Below are 21,557 nucleotides of genomic sequence, written 5' to 3' on the forward strand. Positions count from 1 at the left end.
ATGTGTTTTGTTTCTTATATAATGTCACAGACTTCGTAATAAGGCAATACTACTGAATCAAAATGAAAAATATGAATTTATAGTTGTGCACACAACGCTTAAGTGATATAATATAACTTGCAAGTTGTATGCACAACTCATGATGAAAGAAAGAGGCGATTATATGACTCATTCACCTGAACAAGTTGGAGATTTAGTTGTGGCAATTTACAAAGAGATAAAAGCAAAGACAGAAAAAGACCTCAAACTCTATGGAATCGGAATGGGACAACTGCAAATTTTGATGATTTTCTATGGATATCCCAGTAGCAGTTTCTCACAAAACGATCTTGTTAAATTATTAAACATAGATAAAGGAAACGTCAGTAGAAATGTTAAGAAGTTAATGGACAAAGATTATTTGGAACAAGTTGTGAAGCACCCCAAAATATATCAGTTATCTACTCAAGGAAAAATTATCAAGAGTGAAATCATGACTTCTTTTATTTCGCTTCATAAATCTATGACGGAAGGTATAGAGCAGCATGAACTAAAGCAAACAGTTCAAGTCTTGTCAAGAATTTCTAGAAATTTGGTGGAGATCTAATGAAAATTTCAATTTTGTATTTTAGTGGAACGGGCAACACTAAAAGCATTGCTAATGGTTACAGTCGAGCTTTAGAAAAATTGGGAAACATTGTATCTGTTTCATCAATAGAAAATATATCTACTCTTGAAGAACACGATGTTCTCATTATTGGCGGTCCTATTTATGCAGGTAATATGCCACATGAGCTTATCCATTGGGTAAGAAAAAATATACCCAAAGTTATAGGTAATAAAAAAGCAATAGTTTACTCAACTTCTGCAGGACTTAAAAATGCTCATGGGGTCAAATCTATTGGTAAGAAGTTGGCTCATAGGGGCTATTCCATTATAGATTTAACGACTTATGAAATGCCAAGAAATTTCTACATAGAAAAATATGATCCAACGCCTGAATCCATTCAAAAACAACAGTTTAAGGATGCCGCCCAGAAAATTATCAATTCAGTTAGGAATATTCATAATACTACGCCACACATCTTGAAGGATTCTGTTTTCAAGATTGACATATTGGCAGATCTATTCAGTATCATGGCTAAGTCAATGGGGAAAAATTTCATGATTGATGAAATCTGTATATCATGTGGTATATGTGAGAGGGATTGTCCAAAACAAAATATATCATATAAAGACAAAAAGTACCACAAGCGTTGCATTCTTTGTACACGTTGCATCCACAATTGTCCAGTCAATGCAATAATGTATAAGGGTAAAAAAATCGAACCTTATAGGGTTCATCATGAAATAACACTTTGATATCAGGAGGTAATAAAATGGTAAAAAAAATAATTACAGCTATCATCATCGGTCTGATTGCAGGGCTTATTGACTTAATTCCGTTGGTCATAGTTAGGGTTCCACTACTTAATATGGTTTCAATTCTGATGTTTTGGATCATAACTAGTTATTTCATTTCTAATGTGACCCTGATCAAAAACTCACTGCTCAACGGTTTGGTTTTGTCAAGCTTAAACATGCTACCATTGGTCGTGGTCATTTATACTATTAATGCTAAGGATTTTTTGCCCATGCTCTCAATGGCTCTGATTCTTGGACCTTTAGTCGGATATTTGAACGGTCGTTTTAATCAATCTCATAAAGATATCAGGTGAGGGATTGAACCACAGGTGAACCACAGGGACGGTTCTTCCGGTTTAATGTAAGATTAAAGTCCTGCAAATAGATTCCAAGTACAAGTGCTACTGCTAGATTTTACTGCAGTGGCATTTTTATTTTTCAAAGCGTAGTTGAGTATTAAAAAATAGTTGCAATAACATCCTATAGATGTTAGACTGTTATTAGTTGCAATAACATTCTATTAAGATAAGGAGATCATTATGTCTGAAATTAGCTTTGGAAGATATACAAGTGTGTTATATAGATACAATCAAATCATCATCAATCATTTGCTCAAGCCATATGGCTTTGGTAGCGGTCAATATTTATTTCTATTAGCCATCTCCAATCACAAGGGTGTGAGTCAAAAAGATCTAACGGACCATATGAATATTGATAAAGCTACGACAGCAAAAGCTTTGTCCAAACTAGAAAAGCTTGGTCTTATCATCCGTACTAAAGATGAAAATGACCGAAGATTCTATAAAATATACTTAAGTGAAAAAGGTATTAGGTTCATGCCGACCCTTAGATCCCATTTGCACCAAGTATCTGAGATTATAACAAAAGGCATGAATGAGAAACAATTACATCAAACCAAAGAACTGTTTGAACTCATGATCCAAAATGCAATCCAAGAAGTTGAACACTTAAAATAGACATCCATCGAAAGGATTTAGAATGAAAAAGAATAAAATGAACCTCACTCAAGATCCGGTGACCGGTCTGATTATAAAAATGACCTTTCCAATGATTTTTGGCATGTTGGGTATCGTTGCTTTTAATATGGTTGACACCTATTATGTCAGTAAGCTTGGCCTTATACCTATGGCCGCTATGACCCTAACCTTCCCAGTGGTTATGGTTATCGGTGCTCTGGCACAAGGTATCGGTATCGGTGCTGCTGCCTTAATATCAAAAGCTGTTGGTGAACAACAACATACTAAGATTATAAGGTATACAACCGATAGTCTAACCCTTGGATTGATACTGGTGTTCGTGTTTGTGATTGCCGGTTTATTAACCATTAAACCCTTGTTCACCTTATTGGGTGCCGATCAGGAAACAATGCCATATGTGGTTGACTATATGACCATCTGGTATGGCGGTGTCATGTTCCTTATTATCCCGATGATTGGTAATTCAGCTATACGCGCTCTAGGCGATACGAAAACCCCTGCCTTAATTATGACGGTTGCCGCCTTGGTTAATATGCTTTTTGATCCGATCTTTATTTTCGGGTATGGACCTATTCCTGCTTTTGGAATCAAAGGTGCTGCCATAGCAACGGTCATTTCAAGAGCTATAACACTCATCGTCTCTTTGTATGTCCTTATTTATAGACAAGAGATTGTCTCATTTCAAAAGGCACTTTTTTCAGATATTGTTAAGTCCTTCAAAGATCTTATATATATTGGTATACCCAATGCGCTGACCAGAATAATTACGCCTCTAGCCATAGGTGTTATTACCGGTCTTGTTACCACCTTCGGAAAAGAGGCGACAGCAGGCTTTGGTATCGCAACCCGTATTGAAATGTTTGCGATGCTCGTTATCAATGCCCTGGCTTCTGTTTTTGTCCCTCTCTTAGGGCAGAATATAGGTGCAAAAAAAGACCTTCGTGTCATGGAGGTCATCAAAAAATCAGAACGGTTCTCTGTAATGTATGGGCTTGTAGTAATGCTGATATTAATACTCTTTGGTCGCCCTCTGGCTCAAATTTTTACTGACAATTCCGTCGTTATCGAGACGGTTCGTATGTATCTTATCATCATACCGATTGGCTATGGTTTGCAAGGCTTATTCTTAATTCATACAAGTATACTAAATGTCATCAATAAGCCTTTGCATTCTGCCATGATTTCTTTGATTCGTATGTTTCTTCTATATGTCCCATTGGCCATCGTTTTATCCGGTCTTATGGGTTTAAATGGCATCTGGATTGCTTTAAATGCTTCATTTGTTATCTCTGTTTTAATCAGCAAATATATGGTGAGGAAGCTTATGCCCATGCATCAAAATCATTAATATGATCTTTTGCAAAGGCCATAAAGGTTCTGGGTTTCTTCCCTGTAAGTTTATAGAAGTCATCTGTAACCACTTTGGCTGTGCCCAATCTCGTCATAAAATATAGCACAACCGTAACATTCACATAAGAGGGGTCGAGACCTCTTTCTTTTATATAGTAATAGCGGTATCGCAGAAAGCCCAGCTTCTTATATTGAATCTTTCTCCCCGTTACTTAACTTAGAATCTCTGCAATCTGATAGTAATCTATTGCTTCAGGTCCTGTAATGGTATAGGCTGTATTTTTGTGTTGTTCAGATTCATGTAGAACGGTTGCAATTGCAAGTCCTATGTCTAGGTACATTTTTCATCAAACTCTTGCTGAGTTTTTCTTTTTTCCGGAATTAACACTCTCATCGACATATAGTGCCGAATCGTATCGATGCTGGTATGGTTTAAAACTGCAAATCGGCCTATTCTCATATATTTCTCCATAGTAATCGTGTTCATTCATGGGATGAATGGTATCCCTACTTACATTACAATTATAAAGAAAGTATCTCTTAAACATAAGCCTAATGGTATCTTTATTACAGACGATAACTACCGCATTTTATATACGAATAAAACCTTTCACAGCATCACTGGTTATCAAGAGCAAAACCTTGACTCCGATTTATTAACAGCCGGCATACACCTAACAGACAAACAAAAACATATACTATCCACTAAAGGCCTATTGCAAGGAGAATTCGAGCAAAAACGTTTAGGTGACATGCCCTACCCTATGCAACTGTACATCACCAGGATTGTCGATGAGGCCACTTACTATCTGGGCCTTTTTAAAGATATTTCCGAGCAAAAAATTAAGGACCAGCACCTGAACTACCTTCGTTTCTATGACTTTGCCACTCAGTTACCAAATAAGGTCCTGTTTCAAGAAAAAATAGACGCTCTCTTACAAACCAATAGCGAATCATCCTATGTCTGTCTCTTAATTAATATTGACAACTTTAGAATTCTTAATGGGCTTATCGGTACTGAAGCTTGTGATCAACTCATCAAGCAGTTTTCCGACCGTTTGTTGCAATATGAACCCCCACATGACCTGATTGCTAGAACAGAAGGGGATGAATTTGGTGTTTTTTATCAACTTAATCTTGATGAGATTATCCTTAACCATTTGACTTCTCTCAAAAGACACCTTACTAAGCCCTATTTGCTTAATGATGAACTTCACCATATCACTGTAAGTTTCGGCTTTTCTTGCTCGCCCGAAAACGGTGCCACCGCTGAAAAACTGCTTAAAAATGCAAGTATTGCCCTGAATCATGCAAAGAACAACGGCAAAAATCAGATTGTTAAATACGAGGATGCCTTTGAATCTATATCTGCTGAAAACTATGAACTCCTAAAACATATGCGTTTTGCGCTTGAACAAAATGAAATGTTTTTGCATTTTCAACCTCAAATTAATGTACACACCAAACATGTTGTTGGTGTTGAAGCCTTATTGCGTTGGAAACACGATGATCATTATATCTCACCAAATCAGTTCATCCCCCTTGCAGAGCAGACTAGACTCATCATTCCTATTGGCGAGTTTGTACTTAAAGAGGCTTTTAAGCTTGCTGAAGATTTCTACAAATCTAATACATCTATTGTTGTTGCCGTCAATATTTCTGCCGTGCAACTCAAATGGGATTTTTTATTCGCTCAGGTTATGCGTTTGAAGCAAATCTATGCCTTTCCTAATGAAAACATTGAATTTGAAGTGACTGAAAGTCTTCTCATAACGAATGAAGATGAAGCTATTGATGTGATTATTGAATTAAAACACATGGGCTTTCTCATTACCATAGATGACTTTGGCACAGGCTATGCTTCACTTAGCTACTTAAAACGATTTCCCTTTGAACGTATTAAGATTGACCGAAACTTTATTAAAGATTATCCTAAAACGGATGATGGTAGCATAGCAAAGCTGATCATTAATCTAGCAAAAAACATGAATATCGAAATCGTTGCAGAAGGCATTAAAACCTTAGAACAATTAGAATTTCTAAAACAACATGATTGTCATATCATACAAGGTTATTATTTCTCCAAACCTTTACCCAAAGATGGCTTAATGAAATATATTCATGAGATGAATGATTGAAATATGTAATCTTGGCAAGAAAAGAAGCTTGGCTTCGTTATGATCCCTGCTCATATTTCTGAATGGTTCGACAGGAAAGGTCTTTGACGTATTCTGCCACGCTTTTTGGCTGAATACTAAAGTATGACTTTCCTTGAGAACAATAAAAAGGAGTTGAACGTTTCGATTCAACTCCTTTTTTCCTATGCTACTGTATAGTATCTACTATTGTATCTACTATATTGTATCTTCACTATCGACCACTACTGAATCTTCTTCTGTTGGATCCACGACAACTTCATTTTCTTCATCTGTGATTTCTTCAACGACTTCATCTGCTATAATCTCTTCATCTACTTCAATGGTTTGAGCTTCTTCATCCCAAGTAACCTTTAGCCCTAGGTTCTCAGCAATAAATCTTAATGGCACCATGGTTCTATTGTTCATGACATCGGCAGGTACATCTATTGTCGCTTCAACATCGTTGACATAGGTCATATTGTTTAATAAGTCAAAGACGATTGTTGTACCATCTTTAACAATTGTTACAAGTTTTTCTTCACTGTTCCACGTTACGGTCGCTCCCATTGCTTCTGTAATAGCTCTAACCGGAATAAGGGTTCTACCTTCTTTTATAACCGGCGGAGTATCAAACTTGACATCTCTGTTTTTAAAAAACACATTTTCAACTGGAATCGTTCTCATATTTTTTAGATTATTAAAGCTTTTATAGACTTCTTGTAGCTGGCTTAGTTCTTCTTCTGTGTACTTACTTCTTGCAATCTGCTTCATTAGCGCAAGCTTATTCTTCAAATCCGTTTTGTAGGTGTCTTTTTCAAGCTTCAATGCTTCAAGTTCAGCTCTTAGGCTTTCTATTAATGCTGTATCACCCGCTTCTTCTGCAGCTTCAAGTTCTTCTTCTAAAGCATCTAGTTGCTCTTCTAGACTATCTTTTAGCTCTTCTAGCTGGTCCTTTTCTTGTTCTAAAAGTTGCTTTTCAAGCTTCCAAGCATTTTTCATTTCCTTACTCTTACCTTTTCCCTTATTACCCTCTTCTTCTACTTCTGCATCATCATCGGTTGTTACTTCTTCATCAGCTTCACTTACTGGTGATGTCAGATCCACCTCTTCTGCAAATGATACCGCTGAAAATGCAAATGTCAGTACAAAAATCATAAGTAATGCTAATACTTTGTTGAATTTTTTCATCTTAGTTCCTCCTTAATGAATGATTGTTTTTTAATCCTCAAAGCACAAAAAAAGCTCTGGTTGGATTGCCAAACAGAGCTAATACATTATTCCTGTATTTTCAGTATTTGGTAACCCGGCTACCTTGGTCATAATCACCTTAAGGCCCGTGGCTTTGCGTCCCCAAATTTCCTTGGGTTTGCCTTTATCGTTTACTTGATAACTTTATTACTTGTACTACAAAGTATAGTCTTATAGAACCGTTTTGTCAATGATTCAAAGAATGCAGGTCACTGTTTTCATACCCTAATCTTGATGGCATTAAAAGATTCTTGAAAAACTTTTATGCGGTCTTCTTCAGTAAACGCTTCTAAAGCTATGAGCTGTTCGGTAATGTTCCCTAGAGCTGTCGCTTCTTTTACGCCATAAACAAGTTGTTTTTTGCTGTATTTTTTGATCAACTGACATAGTAACTGATCTTGGACGCCACCACCAAAAATACAAACACGATCATATTTTTTTCCTATGGCTGTTTCAATTTCAGATAGTGTTTTTGTAATCTGTTTTGCAAGACTTTCTTCAATAACACGTACAATCTCGCCTATACTCTTTGGCACTTGTTGCTTTGTTTCTTTACAATAATCTTGAACCTTAATCGGCATATCTCCGGGTTCAAAAAACCGAGGGTCATTAATATCGATTTCACTTCTAATGACTGTGCCCTTTGCTAATTCAACCATTTCACCAAAGTCAATATTCATACCATTGTTTTCCCAGTATTTTTTGGATTCTTGTAAAATCCAGAGTCCGACATGATTTTTCAGAAGATTCACCGACGGATAGGATCCACCTTCATTGGCCAGGCCATATTCAATCACCTTTTCATTCATGGTCATCTGCTCTTGCTTGGCACCGACAATAATCCATGTTCCGGTAGCAATAAACAGATAGTCGTCTTCCATCGGTAAGCTTTGTAAAGCCAGTGACGTATCGTGACTTGTCACCGAGATAACATCTAATGACTCAATACCTAGTTCATTTATGATCTCATTCTTCACAGATCCTAGGTTTGTGCCTGATTGTATAATCGGCATAAATAATGATTTTTTGAATCCAAGATCTTGAATCAATGATGTGTTCCAATTCATGGTTTTATAGTCAAAAAGTTGTGTTGTCGTTGCCATACTGTATTCCGATAGCTTTTTACCTGTTAAAAAGTAATTGAATAGATCCGGAATATTAAGAATAACATCCGCATGATCCCATCGTATATAACGATCTACCATTAATTGATTAATCGTATTATAGCTCACACAGTCCATACCCGTTTCACTTTTTAATGATGCCTCATTTTTCTTTTCTAAAAGTAGGGCTAAACCTTGGTTACATCGTTCATCTCTATAATGTATTGGGTTTGCCATCAATTCACCTTCTACATCCAATACACCATAATCCACACCCCAAGAATCTATCCCAATACTTTGAATTTTGCAACCTAGATTTTTGGATTTTATCAATGCTGTTTTTAATTCAAAAAGTAAGCGTGGAAAGTCCCAATAGAGATGGTTATTCATTTTTACCGGGCTATTGGAGAACCGATGGACTTCATGTAAGACAATCTTCCCTCGGTTGTATTCTCCAATGATAGCACGTCCGTTACTTGCACCTAAATCAAAGGCTAAAACTTGCATCTAAGAACCTCCTTTTGCTTATTTTTTATAAAGAGCTCCATAGGTTTGACATGCTCTAAAATCTGCGCCTTCTAAATCTTTGCTTCCAAATCCACGCCATGCTTTCGGTCTGAATATACGATGAGAATCAACATTATGCATACTTACCGGTATTCTTAACATAGATGCCAGTGTAATGAGTTGATCACCTATATGTCCATAGCTAATAGCGCCATGATTAGCACCCCATGTATCCATAACCGAATAGACATCTTCAAATGCACCTTCACCTGTTAAAATCGGTACAAACCAAGTTGTCGGCCAAGCTGGATCTGTTCTTTGGTCCAAGGTTTGATGCACTTCATCCTCTAACTCTACCGTGTAGCCTTCTGCAATCTGTAAAACCGGACCAAGGCCTTTAATAATATTAATTCTAGACATGGTCACCGGCATATTCCCTCTTGTAACAAAACGTGTTGAGAACCCACCACCACAGAAATACTCGCTATTTGCCGGGCAGAATCTTGTGGCATCAAGACAGCGTTTTACCTCATCTTCTTGAATCTCCCAATAAGGTTTCATCATTGGTTGTCCATCTATATCACTTTGCTGCCCAGTTCCATCAAGGGTTGTTGAACCACTATTTATTAAATGAATGATACCATTTTTGGCAAGACCTGTAAGTTCATGTCCCGTTACGCGTTTAACAGCCTCTGGACTCCAATAGGTTCTTACATCTGAGAATATTTGGGCTGTCCCAGTTAATAGATGACCAAATAGCATTGGTGCCCCATTTAGGCTATCATTCTCTGTGGCAACTATAAATGCTTCACGAATACCATTCCAATCAAAGGATGAATTTAAGATTGTTTCTAAAAAATCACCATTTGGCAAATAGTCCGTCCACTGTCTTTGGCCTTGAAATCCTGCGGCTATGGCATGGTGTCCATCCGCTTCTTCTAGGAATCCAAGCTCTTTGAGCTTCGGATTACCAACCATTAGGTCTCTAAATATAATGGTCATCTTGACCACATACTCCCAATAGTTATCAAGATCTTTGCGGTCCCAAGGATTTTTGTTATAATCAGGACCTTCTTTACAGTTGTCTTTTACCCAAGCTAATGCTTTTATATATTCCTCTTCATCATATATTTTTTCTTGTATACGTCGCGTAATCTCACACATATCCACGTATTCATTTCGCATGCCTAAATAGTCATTAAAAAAATTAACATCCACGACTGATCCTGCTATACCCATTGATACGGTACCCACGGACAAATATGCTTTATCTTTCATTGTTGCAACAGCTATGCCTGATTTTACAAAAAGCAATATTTTACGCTTTACATCTTCAGGAATCGTTTCATCCTTTCCATCTTGAACATCTTGACCATAGATGGTAAATACCGGTAGACCCAATTGATCATGGCCTGCGGCTGCGGCTGCTAAATATACCGCTCCGGGACGTTCTGTTCCGTTAAACCCCCATATTGCTTTTGGACGCACCCCATTCATATCAATTGTTTCCATGCCATAACACCAACTCGGAGTTATCGTTATAGAAAGGCCAACACCTTCCCGTTGGAATTTCTCTTCACAAGCTGCTGCTTCAGCCACACCACCGATGGTTGTATCTGCAATAACACATTCTACCGGCTCACCACTAGCATGTCTTATATTTTCTTCGATAAATTTTACAGCATTTTTAGCCATGGTTATTGTTTGGTCTTCTAAGGATTCTCGAACACCTCGGCGACGTCCATCAATGGTTGGACGAATACCTACTTTTGGTAAGCTAACATTTAATCTGAATTCATTTTTCATTTTATTTGCCTCCTTCTTATGCTCTAAGCACAACACACGCTTGACTTGCAAGTGGGTGTTGTGCTTGATTTTACTGTATCTAGTAGCGTTTATTCATAAAGAACTGGAAATACATCTTCGTCATTAATATTGCTTGCATCATACCAAACAAAACCTGTGTCAATGTTTTTTTCTAGTGTTTCTCCTCTAGCCGCTTTAACCGCAGCTTCAACCGCTTTATATCCAATCCCTATTGGATCTTGAGATATTGAGCCACTTATAATGCCTTCACGTACTGCATCCATTTGTGCTTTTCCTGAGTCATAACCCACAGCAATTATTCTGCCTTCTAATCCAACCTCACGAATAGCGTTTAGTACTCCAATTATTGAACCTTCATTGGATCCAAAAAAACCATCTAGCTCAGGGTGTGCTGTTAACATTGCTTTTGCAATTTCTGTGGATTTTAATTGATCACCATCTCCGTATTGAATATCTACAACTTCAATATTGGGATACTTATCTTCGATTCGGTCTTTAAAACCATCTCGGCGATCAACGCCCGTTTTTGATGTTTGATCATGAACAATCATTCCTACTTTGCCTTCTTCACCGATTAATTCTGCCATTTTATCTGCTGCATACATAGATGCTGCATAATTATCTGTTGCTGCTGTTGCTACAATAAGTTCACTATCAACGCCTGAGTCAAAGCCAATAACCGGAATACCTGCCGCTGTCGCTCTTTCGATCAAAGGTATAAGCGCTTTTGAATCTAATGCTGCAAGGCATATTGCACTCGGATTTTTGCTTAATGCTGCCTCGACCATTTCAATTTGTTTATCCACCATCGCTTCGGTTTCAGGGCCTTCAAAAGTAATCGTTACCCCATATTCATAGGCTGCTTGTTCTGCTCCATTTTTTACCGCTTGCCAAAACTGATGTTGAAAACCTTTTGAGATAATTGGAATATAAAGTGGTTCGTCTGTGTCTGATGTCGTATCATCTGTAGTCCCCCCTGTTTGTTCTTCATTCCCACCGTTTGCAGCTCCTGCACTTGTTGCTTGCTCTTCTTTACCACAACCTGTAAAAAGTGCTATTACAAACAACATTACCATAATCATGCTTATTACTTTTTTCATACCTTTTTTCCTCCTCTTATTCTTCGTGTTGAAATTGTTTTATTTGAACAAGTTTTACTTGTCACAAATCATATTGATTGTTTGTTACGTCGATATATATCAACAAAAACTGCAACGATTACAATAATGCCAGTTAACACTGTTTGCCACTCTTGGGGCACCGACATGATTCTTAATCCATTTAGCAAAACACTCATTATAAATGCTCCAATGACGGTTCCTGATATTGTCCCTTTTCCACCACTCAGTGACGTTCCTCCAATGACAACAGCCGCAATAGCATCAAGTTCATAACCTTGTCCAAGTGCTGGTTGTGCCGAGTTTAACCTTGCCGCCATAAGGACGCCTGCTAGACCAACAAAGGCGCCGGTTAAACTATGAATACTAATGAGCCATCTTTCTGTATTGATGCCTGATAAGCGTGTCGCTTGTAGATTACTGCCTATTGCAAAATTAAACCGTCCAATAATCGTCTTGTTTAATAAAATATGTGCGAGAAGTGCTGCAAGAAAGAAGATGATAACGCCTGATGGTATGCCAAAAAATGTTGCTTTTGAAATATTGGCAAACTCAGGTGTGTCCATAAAATAAATGGGTTTTGCGCCTGAGATGACAAGGGATAAACCTTTTGTAATCATCATCATTCCAAGTGTTGCAATGAATGCAGGAATCTTAAGCTTAGCCACATTGATGCCATTTATGAAGCCAATAAAAGCGCCGGTAAGTATGCCGACGATAACACCAACGAAAATCGGTAGACCTAGAAAAGTAATGGCTACCCCTGTCATCACCGACGCAAAGGTCATCCCTGTACCAATAGAAAGATCAATGCCGCCAGTGATAATTACAAAGGTTACACCTACAGCTAAGACACCATTAACCGCCGTGGCCAATAAGATACTAATAAGATTTGAACTTGTCATAAAAACCGGTGAAGCCAGTGTAAAAAACAAAATAAGTAATACTAATGCTCCAAGAGCTAATAGCTTTTGTGCTGCTCCTGATTTAAACACATTATTCTTTTTTGTGGTGTTTATATCCGCTATGATATTCTCCATTTTATCCTCCATTTTATGCAGTACGATCCGTTGCATATGTCATAATACGTTCTTGTGTTGCTATATTACGCGATAGTTCCCCCGTAATCTTCCCTTCACACATCACCATAATGCGATGGCTCATACGAAGGACTTCCGGTAATTCTGAAGAAATCATAATAATTGACTTGCCTTGATCGGCCAATTCATTTAGAAGTTTATAGATTTCACTCTTGGCACCAACATCAATGCCTCGTGTCGGCTCATCAAAAATTAAAATATCACAGTTTCTTGTCAACCATTTTCCAATAACCACTTTTTGCTGATTTCCGCCGGAAAGATTTTGCACCAACTGTTTTCCACTTGGGGTCTTAATCGATAATGCATCGATGTACTTTGTTGCGTTCACTTTTTCTTGGTCTTCTTTCAAAAAGCCAAGTCGATTGCAAAATCTTGGCATCGTTGCCATGGCAATATTCGTATCCACATCTAATCCTAAAACAAGTCCATAGCGTTTCCTATCTTCTGACAAGTATCCGATTCCACTGGCAACTGCATCCTTTGGTGATCGAATATTAACTTTCTGTCCGTTGATAAAAATCTCGCCACTGTCTTTTGGGTCTGCTCCAAAAAGGCATCTGGCGACTTCAGTACGACCTGCTCCCATTAGACCTGCAAAGCCAAGAATTTCTCCTTTTCTTAACTGGAAGCTCACATTTTTAACTTTTTTACCGCTTGTTAGATGCTTGACTTCAAGAATAACTTCATGATCTTGATTACGTTCTAAATCATGTACTTCTTCAAAAATCTCCCGTCCAACCATCATTTTAATGATTTCATCAATCGTCACTTCATTCATATGCTTCAATCCGACATACTCACCATCTCGCATTACTGTTACACGATCACAGATTTTCTTCAATTCTTCCATACGATGAGAAATATAGACGATTCCGACACCTTTAGCTTTTAACGCCTGAATAATTCTAAAAAGTTCATCAATCTCTGATTCGGTTAACGCAGCAGTTGGTTCGTCCATGATTAGAACTTCCGAATTAAAAGACAGTGCTTTTGCGATTTCTATCATTTGCTGTTGTGCTACTGTTAATTGCTCAACTTTCACTGTCGGTTCAATCTTGACATTCATGCTGTCCAATAATTCTTTAGCCATCTTATTTTGCAAAGCACTGTCACAAAATATGCCTTTGAATCTCATAGGTTCGCGTCCGATAAAAATATTCTCCGCCACTGTTAGATCTGGCATGAGATTTAATTCTTGATGAATAATACTGATACCCAGTTCTTGGGCCGCTTTAGGTGAATTAATTACAACTTCTTTCCCCTTATAATAAATGGCACCGCCATTTTTATCATAAACACCGGTCAGTATCTTCATAAGTGTTGATTTTCCTGCACCATTTTCTCCTATAAGTGCATGTACTTCCCCTTTGTTAAGTTCGAATGAACAACTTTTTAAAGCATGTACACCTGGAAATCGTTTATCAATGTCAACCATCTTTATTACGTTTTCATCCATTTGCTTCACCTCCACTTACTTTCTAAACCTATTATAACGAGGGATTGGCTTGAAAAAGTTGAAATTCTAGCACAAAAAGGGTAAAAAAAGAACTGATTTCTCAGTTCTCTTCTTACCCTTTTTCATCACTTTCCGTTTTAGTCATCGATTTGAAAATGGAACGATGAGCTTTTGGTTCTCTGGTAAGAACATATTCTTTTTATTAATAAGAACAGCGCTTACATCGACTTGTCGTGTTTCTCTGGTCTTTTGAACTTCTAAAGCTTCCTTCACAGCCAAATAGCCCATATTAAAAGGTCGCTGTGCCATCGTCGCTTTAATAACATCGATTTCGATAAAATAGGCGATACGCGTATTGATATCAAACCCCGCAACATAAATCTCATTCTTAACACCCAAGTCATTGACCGCTTCCGCTATACCTTGCAGCGATACCTCATTGGATCCATAAATCGCAACCAGATCAGGATAGGTTTTAATTATTTCTACTGCATAATCATAGGCTGTTTGTAATTCATCATTGCTGTAATAAAGCGTTTCTTCAATAATTAAATTTTCAAATGCTTTCATACCTTTTTTAAAACCTTCTTCACGTTCATATGCAGAAAAACTACCTTTAACATGGGATAATATGACTACTCGACCATCTCCATCAATAGAGGTGCCTAACTCATGTGCCAGACGTTGAGAAGCCAATAAATTATTAGTTGCAATGTAGCTATGCTCTACCTCAAAAAGTGCATCAGAGTCATAGGTGACCACAACAATACCTTCCTCAACTGCTTTTTGACAAACTTTACCAACACGCTCATAATCTGTTGCTGCTACCGCTATCGCTGCTGGCTTCTTACGAATTGCTTCTTCAATAATGGCAATTTGTTCCTCTACTTCTGTTTCATTACGAGGTCCCTCAACAATGACTTGTACACCAAGTTCTATAGCAGCAACCTTTGCCCCTTCAGCAACGCTCGTCCAAAAATCAATACCTCCGGATGTTTTTGTGATTAAGTATATGGTTTGTTGCTTTTGCACTTTATTATCTAAGCGTTTCATTGAACCGATACTAATACCTAAAAGTAGCATTAATACTAGAATGAGATAATATATCATTCTATTCTGATGTTTTTTCATCTTGGTCACCTCCAGTCAGATAAGGTAATCGAATTGTTACACATGTTCCTTCAAACATCTCACTGTGAATCTGAATGCCAAATTCTTCACCATAGTATAGCTTAATTCTTTGATCTACATTATATACGCCGACACCACCATTTTTTTTCTCCGATTGAATTTGTCCTGAGAGTAATTGCTCAATGGTTGCATCCTCCATACCAATACCATCATCTGTTACATCAATGCACAGGTAATCTTCTTCCTCCAAAGACGCCTTGTAAACATGTACGGAAATATTGCCCTTACCCGGCATCTTTTTCAAACCGTGATAAATAGCGTTTTCGACAATAGGTTGAATTATGATTTTTATAATTCTGAAGGAAAGAAGGTTCTCTTCTGCTTTTATGGTGTAATCCAGCTTGTCTCCATAACGCATTTTCTGAATCGTCAGGTAGCTTTCTACATGTTCAAGCTCTTGCTTTACCGTGATATACTCTTGTCCTTTACTAATACTAATGCGAAACAGTTTAGATAGTGCCGAGGTCATTTTTACCACTTCCGCCGACTTGCCCGCTTCACCCATCCAAACAATAGAATCTAGAGTATTATACAAAAAATGTGGATTTATTTGAGCCTGTAGCGCCTCCAAATCGGATTTTCTTTTTAAACGTTCTACTTCTTTATTTGTATCAATAAGCATTTTTATTCGACGTGTCATCGTATTAAAAGTATTCGTTAATATGCCAAGTTCATTTTGACTCTCTACTGCAACTTGTACATCTAAGTCACCAGCTTGAAATGCTGACATTCCTCGAAGTAAAGACTTAACAGGACGTAAAATATTTCCGGCAATCATGACGGCAAGAACAAGAGATATCATTAATGTGACAAGAATAATCATAATGAAAAATTCTCTTAGTACATCACTATAACTGTTTAAGTCTTGGTTATATATTTTACCTATGACTTTCCAGCCTGTATACTTCGAATTGGTAATGATAAAATTTACAGCTTGTTCTTCATCAAGTTTTTCTATTGTTGTTGTTTTGCTTGTTAAAAGTTCTTCGATTGGTTCCGTTTTTATCCCACTATATATAAGTTCTAGCTTAGGATGATAAATCAAATTACCACTATCATCAATGATAAATAAGTACCCTTGGTCCCCAATACTGATCCGACTAACCATATCTTCAATCAAGCTAAAATTAAGATCAATAAGTATGACGCCAAGAAGTACGTCTCCATCATATACAGCCTTAGAACATGTTATTACCCATGGGTATTCACCTAATGCGATATTTTGTATATGAGACTCGGAAATCACGAAGTCACCTGTTTCTACTGATTTCTGATAATAGGGTTGTTCTAAAGGGTTTGCTGTCTCTTTTATAATCGCCTTAGCATCATTGGATAAGATCTCACCTATTGTTGTAATGAGATATATATTCACCAGGTCTTCACGAGTGTCCAAGAGCGTATTCAAATAGTTACGGGTATTTTCTGCTTGATTTTCTTGTGGTGTATTTAAATATTCTAACACATTGTCAGAAATACGAAGGCCTTCTATTGTTGTTTCAACATTTCTTAGATAATAATCCATATCATAGTTCACTTGGTTAATCATCTTTAGTGTTGATTCAGAAGTATTTTCTAGTATGACGCGATTTGTCGCAATATATGATAATATGCCAATGCTGGCAATAACCGTCACAATAAGAATACCTATACCAACAGCTAAGGTCATCTGTATACTATTTATGAAACGTATTTCTTTATAATTTTTCGACCACATAGCTACTCCTTTCTATAATGTGAGGGTGTCATGCCTACATTTTTTCGAAAATTATAACTAAAGTAATGAGGATCATCGTACCCCACTTTTACAGAAATTTCAAAAACTTTCATGGTGGTGCTTTTTAGGAGTTCTTTTGCTTTTTTCATCCGAAACATGGTCAAATATTCAAGGAAAGTCTGATTTTTATATAGCTTAAATATGCGTGCAAAATAGCTGCTACTTACATGTAATGCATCACATATCATACCAAGATCCAGATTTGAATCGTCATAATGACTTTCTATGTATTTTATTGCTTGAGATACGAGTATTGCTTTATCGTCTTCTCTTTTTTGCTCAAGCTGCTTAATAAGGTCTTCACATTTTTGTATGATTTTCTCTTGTATTACGTTCAAATCATTTATTTTCAATAATGTTTCTATGAGATAAAAATCCAAAACAATGTTTTCTTTTTTATCAACAATAAGTTGATTGAATGTAGCAAAAATTCGAGTAATCAACGTTAAAACAAGGTTTTTAAATTCTTCCATCTGAACTTTGTAAAACTTTAATGTATCAAAGTACAAATGAATATATTTACTTAAGTTATCAATATTGTTAACACGAATGGCCACTTCAATTTGTTCTAAAAATTCATTGGATTGACGATGTCCTTTTCCAGAATTCCTCTCGACATCTGTTTTTACAATAATCTGATTTGCACCTTCAATTACTTTATATTCTAATGCCGTTAATGCATCTTGAAAAGAATACTTGAGATCCGAAAGCTCCTTATAGCATTCTCCCATGCCTGCAACAACATCTATATTATAGATATGTCGAATACTTATCAACATTTCTCCTAAGATATCGTATGCTTTTGTACAGGTTTTTATCTTTTCTTCAGAAATAAAGCACACAATGATTTTACCATGATCACCCATTAATAAATAGTGACTCGGATAATCTGCAATAATCTCTTTGCAAATATTGAACAAGGCAAAATGCAAAAGAGAATAGTCTTCACCCCATACCCTTTCTCCGACTTCTTTTTTGTTCATAATCTCAATAACACCGACAACATAAGCGGACCCTACAATATTGAATCCTAAATCCTGACAGGATTCTTTTACACGATTTTGAGGAATAAAGCCCAAGAGTATATCATAGAGTAACTTATCCTGAAGGTATTCCAATCGCTTCTCATATTCTAGCTTTAGGCGACTCATATTATTTCTTTCTGTTTTTTCACAACTTATATGTTCACTAATTTCTTCTAAAACAGTCGTTAACTCATTTTTTGTGATGGGTTTAAGCAAATACTTGTCTGCATTCAAACTAATGGCCTCTTTAGCATATTCAAACTCATTGTAACCTGTCAAAAAAACGACCTTACAATACTTATCATTTTTTCGTACACGTCGAACCAACTCCAAACCATCAATAAATGGCATGTAAATATCTGTAATCATTAAATCAATCTCATGATCTTCTAAGTAGTTTAGTGCATCTTGACCATCCTCTGCAGCATATACAACTTCAAAGCCCAAGCTCTCCCAATTCATAATTGTGATTATAGCATCTCGAACCGGCAATTCATCTTCAACAATTAGAACTCTATACATCGTATTGTGTCCCCCATTTTTTGATAAGGCATCAAAACTACATTGTATACATCGAGAAAAACTTAGTTTTGACCTTTTAACCATAGTTTGTTATTACCATAATATCAAAAAAAAGAATATCACACCACGATATTCTTACACTTTTGAAGTCACTAACAAATAAACTTAATGCTTTACAACACCTTTTTTAAGTATGATATTGGCATATAATGCCTGCTCGCCTGTTGCAACGATCGCATATGCCTTCTTTGAACGCTCATAAAAAGCATAACGTTCAATAATCTCAAGTTGATGTTTACCTTCTTTGTCCTCTATAATCCGCTTATAGTCCTCCCAAATAATCGGCTTGTAATCATCGCCTGACATCACTTCCATAAGTGCGACAGGCGCAGGAACATAAGTGTCTAGTGGCATAAGTTCAAGTATTGCTTCAAGTATTTTGGGCACACCATGTCCATCTAAACGAATTAATCGTTTGGCCATAGAGGCAGATGGAAAGTTCCCATCAGATATTACAATCTCATCACTGTGTCCCATCTCCATAAGCACTTTTAACAGTTCCGGTGATAAAATAGCCGGTATCTTCTTTAGCATTGTTTTCCCTCCTTAAGTCGTTTCCATTACTTAAATAAATTCTTGCCATAATCTTGGATCCGGTCTTGGTATAACCGATGTCTGTAGTAATAATCCTTTTTCAATAACACTTTTCTTCGCTTTTTCAATAGAAGCGTACACGCTAGAAAGTTCTCCTGAGAAAATAACGTAAGCTTTTCCACTGATGCCTTTGGCAATACGTATTTCCAAGATGTTAACCGGTGTTGTTTTTACAATGTCATCGGCCACTTCAAATATCGAGGCCACGGAATAGGTTTCCATGATACCGATTGCTTCAATATTGTTAATATCGCCACTACAGTTTAAGCCTTCAAATATAGCCGGATGTGGATTCCCAAGTGTACATTGATCCACAAGGGTTGCCTCATGTTCTTGAGATGTTCCCCTTTCCATAGCAGCTCTTACAGCACTCAGATCGCCTCTTATCAGAACAACATACTTACCTGGGCAGACTGGTTTTGCGAAAACCAAATCAACGTCTGCGGTTTTTAGGACATCATCTGCTGCTTTCATCCCTGTTGCTATAGAACGATATTCTAATACACCTAATGATTTTTTTGAGTCTACCATAATTATATCCTCTCAATACAAATGTATCCATCACTAATTTCAGTAACGCTTCCACTAATGCTTGCATGTATATGGGCACTTAGGCCACCTTCAACCGCTTTGGCTATGCGTGAGTTTTCCTTTATTTCTTGGCCGACTGTAACGATTACTTTTGCCGGTTGACCGATATGTTGATTCAATGGAATCTTTACTTTTGACACTTGTATCGGCTCCGGATAGAAGGGAACAGTCTCATCATATCGACTTAATCCTAAGCGCATCACGAGGCGCCCAGATGGAACTCTTCTATAGTCACGGTCAACATGCATACTTGTCGTGTTTTCAGATGAAGGTCGTACACCATTTTGGGCAAACTCTTGTTTAACCATCATCATCATTTTGCGTGGTGACAGATCATGATGACATGCGTAGAGTTCACAAACCCCACAATCCACACAACCCAGTGCGGTTTCTAAAACGCTGCTGTTATTAAGTACACCATTGGCCATTGCATTCATAAGCTTATGAGGCTCTACATGATGTCCCAGTAATTGCCGAGGACACATATCTGTACACGCTCTACACTGAGAACAAGATGCCATGATACGTGTTAGATGATTTATGTTCACATCCTCCATTTGTCGTATTAGAGCATGATCTTTATCAAGTACGATTAAAGCTTTGGAATTCTTCTTAACAACGTCATGAATGGTTGTTAAACTTCCAGTCATCGGACCTCCGATGATGATTTTGTGGTTTTTATTTTTTCTTTTTCCTACTGTATCTACTAAATACCCTATAGATGTTCCAATCGGTGCATAATACGTTCCTGGTGCGTCTACTTCACCAATAACCGTTACAAAGGTGTGGGTGACGTTTTTCTCTTCAAATAGTTTATTATATATATTGAATAATGTCTCTGTATTTATAACCATGACTTCGTATTGCATCGGCAATTCACCTTTTTTCAAAACAATACCTGTTACTTCTTCAATTAGTATAACCTCATCTCCTATTGGATATAGATTCGGAAGGGGGTATATTTCGATATTCGTATAGTTTTTTCCATGATCTTCTAGTTGCTCAATAATCTCTGCATATTTATTCTTAATCCCTATAATACTTTTCTCAATGGACAATGCTTCCATCATTTGGTGCAGGGCTTTTAGCAACTCTTTTGTATAGGATTTTGTCAGATTTTTATCAACCTGTAAAAGCGGCTCACATTCAGCATTGTTAATAATCAATGTTTTTATTTTACTTTTTAGCTTAACATGTGTCGGAAATCCAGCGCCACCTGCACCTACAATACCTGCGTCACCTATTTTCTCAATGATGTTTTCCATAGTCATTCACCTCTCGCTAATTAAAGATCTCAAGATCATTTTCTTCATCAACGATTCCGATAATTGAAGCATCCACAGGTGTTTCGTTATTATTCATACTCTCTCTGGCGCTACTACCGAGTGTTATAAGTACATTTTCGCCGATGCCCGCTCCGACTGTATCTACCGCAACGATGATATCCTTCATTTCCATTTTTTTGACTTCGCAGACCAAAAACCTATTACCGACCAATCTTTCATGTTTTCGCGTCGAAACGATTCGACCAATCACTTTTCCAATAATCATGATCATTCTCCGTTCTTATAA

At 37.1% G+C, this 21,557-nt stretch carries 22 protein-coding genes and 1 riboswitch; of the genes, 6 read left to right on the forward strand and 16 right to left on the reverse strand.

The features are described 5' to 3' along the window. Positions 1-139 precede the first annotated feature (139 nt). The 5 genes from AC6F8J_RS05875 (at position 140) to AC6F8J_RS05895 (ending at position 3,729) form a co-directional block, all read left to right on the forward strand. Complete coding sequence (locus AC6F8J_RS05875; protein ID WP_500721733.1) at positions 140-586, forward strand: MarR family transcriptional regulator; 447 nt, start codon at positions 140-142, stop codon at positions 584-586. Next, positions 586-1,341, forward strand: coding sequence for an EFR1 family ferrodoxin (locus tag AC6F8J_RS05880; RefSeq protein ID WP_500721735.1), 756 nt, complete (start codon positions 586-588; stop codon positions 1,339-1,341). The genes AC6F8J_RS05875 and AC6F8J_RS05880 overlap by 1 nt, the downstream gene beginning before the upstream one ends. Before the next feature lie 17 nt (positions 1,342-1,358). After that, positions 1,359-1,697, forward strand: coding sequence for a hypothetical protein (locus AC6F8J_RS05885; protein ID WP_500721736.1), 339 nt, complete (start codon positions 1,359-1,361; stop codon positions 1,695-1,697). A 225-nt stretch (positions 1,698-1,922) separates the two neighbouring features. Beyond that, positions 1,923-2,360 (forward strand): MarR family transcriptional regulator, encoded by a 438-nt coding sequence (locus AC6F8J_RS05890; RefSeq protein ID WP_500721738.1) that lies wholly within the window; start codon positions 1,923-1,925, stop codon positions 2,358-2,360. A gap of 22 nt (positions 2,361-2,382) precedes the next feature. Next, entirely contained in the window at positions 2,383-3,729 is a 1,347-nt protein-coding gene (locus AC6F8J_RS05895; RefSeq protein WP_500721739.1) for an MATE family efflux transporter, read from the forward strand. Here AC6F8J_RS05895 and AC6F8J_RS05900 read toward each other — a convergent pair. The 3 genes from AC6F8J_RS05900 to AC6F8J_RS05910 form a co-directional block, all read right to left on the reverse strand. Next, on the reverse strand, positions 3,704-3,826 hold the full coding sequence (locus AC6F8J_RS05900; protein ID WP_500721741.1) for a hypothetical protein: 123 nt from the start codon (positions 3,824-3,826) through the stop codon (positions 3,704-3,706). The two genes, AC6F8J_RS05895 and AC6F8J_RS05900, sit on opposite strands and share 26 nt — an antisense overlap. A gap of 117 nt (positions 3,827-3,943) precedes the next feature. After that, a complete protein-coding gene (locus AC6F8J_RS05905; RefSeq protein ID WP_500721742.1) occupies positions 3,944-4,072 on the reverse strand; it encodes a hypothetical protein in 129 nt (42 codons plus the stop codon). Further along, complete coding sequence (locus AC6F8J_RS05910; RefSeq protein WP_500721744.1) at positions 4,063-4,191, reverse strand: MerR family transcriptional regulator; 129 nt, start codon at positions 4,189-4,191, stop codon at positions 4,063-4,065. Before AC6F8J_RS05910 ends, AC6F8J_RS05905 begins: the two co-directional genes overlap by 10 nt. 34 nt (positions 4,192-4,225) lie before the next feature. Here AC6F8J_RS05910 and AC6F8J_RS05915 point away from each other — a divergent pair, with 34 nt between their 5' ends. Next, complete coding sequence (locus AC6F8J_RS05915) at positions 4,226-5,869, forward strand: EAL domain-containing protein (protein ID WP_500721745.1); 1,644 nt, start codon at positions 4,226-4,228, stop codon at positions 5,867-5,869. A 216-nt stretch (positions 5,870-6,085) separates the two neighbouring features. On the opposite strand, the gene AC6F8J_RS05920 is transcribed toward AC6F8J_RS05915, so the two are convergent. The 13 genes from AC6F8J_RS05920 to AC6F8J_RS05980 all read right to left on the reverse strand — a co-directional run bounded on the left by AC6F8J_RS05920 (position 6,086) and on the right by AC6F8J_RS05980 (position 21,536). Continuing rightward, positions 6,086-7,057: a stalk domain-containing protein gene (locus AC6F8J_RS05920; protein WP_500721747.1), complete on the reverse strand. Its 972-nt coding sequence runs from the start codon at positions 7,055-7,057 to the stop codon at positions 6,086-6,088. A gap of 106 nt (positions 7,058-7,163) precedes the next feature. Continuing rightward, positions 7,164-7,250: riboswitch (cyclic di-GMP riboswitch) on the reverse strand. A gap of 85 nt (positions 7,251-7,335) precedes the next feature. Beyond that, positions 7,336-8,727 carry an FGGY family carbohydrate kinase gene (locus AC6F8J_RS05925; protein ID WP_500721749.1) on the reverse strand — a complete coding sequence of 464 codons (1,392 nt, stop codon included), beginning with the start codon at positions 8,725-8,727 and terminating at the stop codon, positions 7,336-7,338. 18 nt (positions 8,728-8,745) lie between these two features. Then, positions 8,746-10,533, reverse strand: a complete 1,788-nt coding sequence (locus tag AC6F8J_RS05930) for an L-fucose isomerase (RefSeq protein WP_500721751.1) — start codon at positions 10,531-10,533, stop codon at positions 8,746-8,748. An 89-nt stretch (positions 10,534-10,622) separates the two neighbouring features. After that, complete coding sequence (locus AC6F8J_RS05935; protein ID WP_500721752.1) at positions 10,623-11,654, reverse strand: substrate-binding domain-containing protein; 1,032 nt, start codon at positions 11,652-11,654, stop codon at positions 10,623-10,625. A 68-nt stretch (positions 11,655-11,722) separates the two neighbouring features. Beyond that, positions 11,723-12,712: an ABC transporter permease subunit gene (locus AC6F8J_RS05940; protein ID WP_500721754.1), complete on the reverse strand. Its 990-nt coding sequence runs from the start codon at positions 12,710-12,712 to the stop codon at positions 11,723-11,725. 13 nt (positions 12,713-12,725) lie between these two features. Next, on the reverse strand, positions 12,726-14,228 hold the full coding sequence (locus AC6F8J_RS05945) for an ATP-binding cassette domain-containing protein (protein WP_500721755.1): 1,503 nt from the start codon (positions 14,226-14,228) through the stop codon (positions 12,726-12,728). 141 nt (positions 14,229-14,369) lie between these two features. Continuing rightward, on the reverse strand, positions 14,370-15,359 hold the full coding sequence (locus AC6F8J_RS05950; protein WP_500721756.1) for a substrate-binding domain-containing protein: 990 nt from the start codon (positions 15,357-15,359) through the stop codon (positions 14,370-14,372). Then, complete coding sequence (locus tag AC6F8J_RS05955; RefSeq protein ID WP_500721758.1) at positions 15,340-17,133, reverse strand: histidine kinase; 1,794 nt, start codon at positions 17,131-17,133, stop codon at positions 15,340-15,342. The genes AC6F8J_RS05950 and AC6F8J_RS05955 overlap by 20 nt, the downstream gene beginning before the upstream one ends. A gap of 2 nt (positions 17,134-17,135) precedes the next feature. Continuing rightward, complete coding sequence (locus AC6F8J_RS05960; RefSeq protein ID WP_500721759.1) at positions 17,136-18,740, reverse strand: response regulator; 1,605 nt, start codon at positions 18,738-18,740, stop codon at positions 17,136-17,138. A 165-nt stretch (positions 18,741-18,905) separates the two neighbouring features. Beyond that, positions 18,906-19,334: an L-fucose mutarotase gene (gene fucU / locus AC6F8J_RS05965; RefSeq protein ID WP_500721761.1), complete on the reverse strand. Its 429-nt coding sequence runs from the start codon at positions 19,332-19,334 to the stop codon at positions 18,906-18,908. A gap of 30 nt (positions 19,335-19,364) precedes the next feature. Next, positions 19,365-19,925 (reverse strand): BMC domain-containing protein, encoded by a 561-nt coding sequence (locus tag AC6F8J_RS05970; RefSeq protein ID WP_500721762.1) that lies wholly within the window; start codon positions 19,923-19,925, stop codon positions 19,365-19,367. Between the two features lie 2 nt (positions 19,926-19,927). Continuing rightward, entirely contained in the window at positions 19,928-21,250 is a 1,323-nt protein-coding gene (locus AC6F8J_RS05975; protein ID WP_500721763.1) for a 4Fe-4S dicluster domain-containing protein, read from the reverse strand. A 16-nt stretch (positions 21,251-21,266) separates the two neighbouring features. Further along, positions 21,267-21,536, reverse strand: coding sequence for a EutN/CcmL family microcompartment protein (locus tag AC6F8J_RS05980; protein WP_500721765.1), 270 nt, complete (start codon positions 21,534-21,536; stop codon positions 21,267-21,269). Positions 21,537-21,557 lie beyond the last annotated feature (21 nt).

Source organism: Petrocella sp., assembly GCF_059865615.1.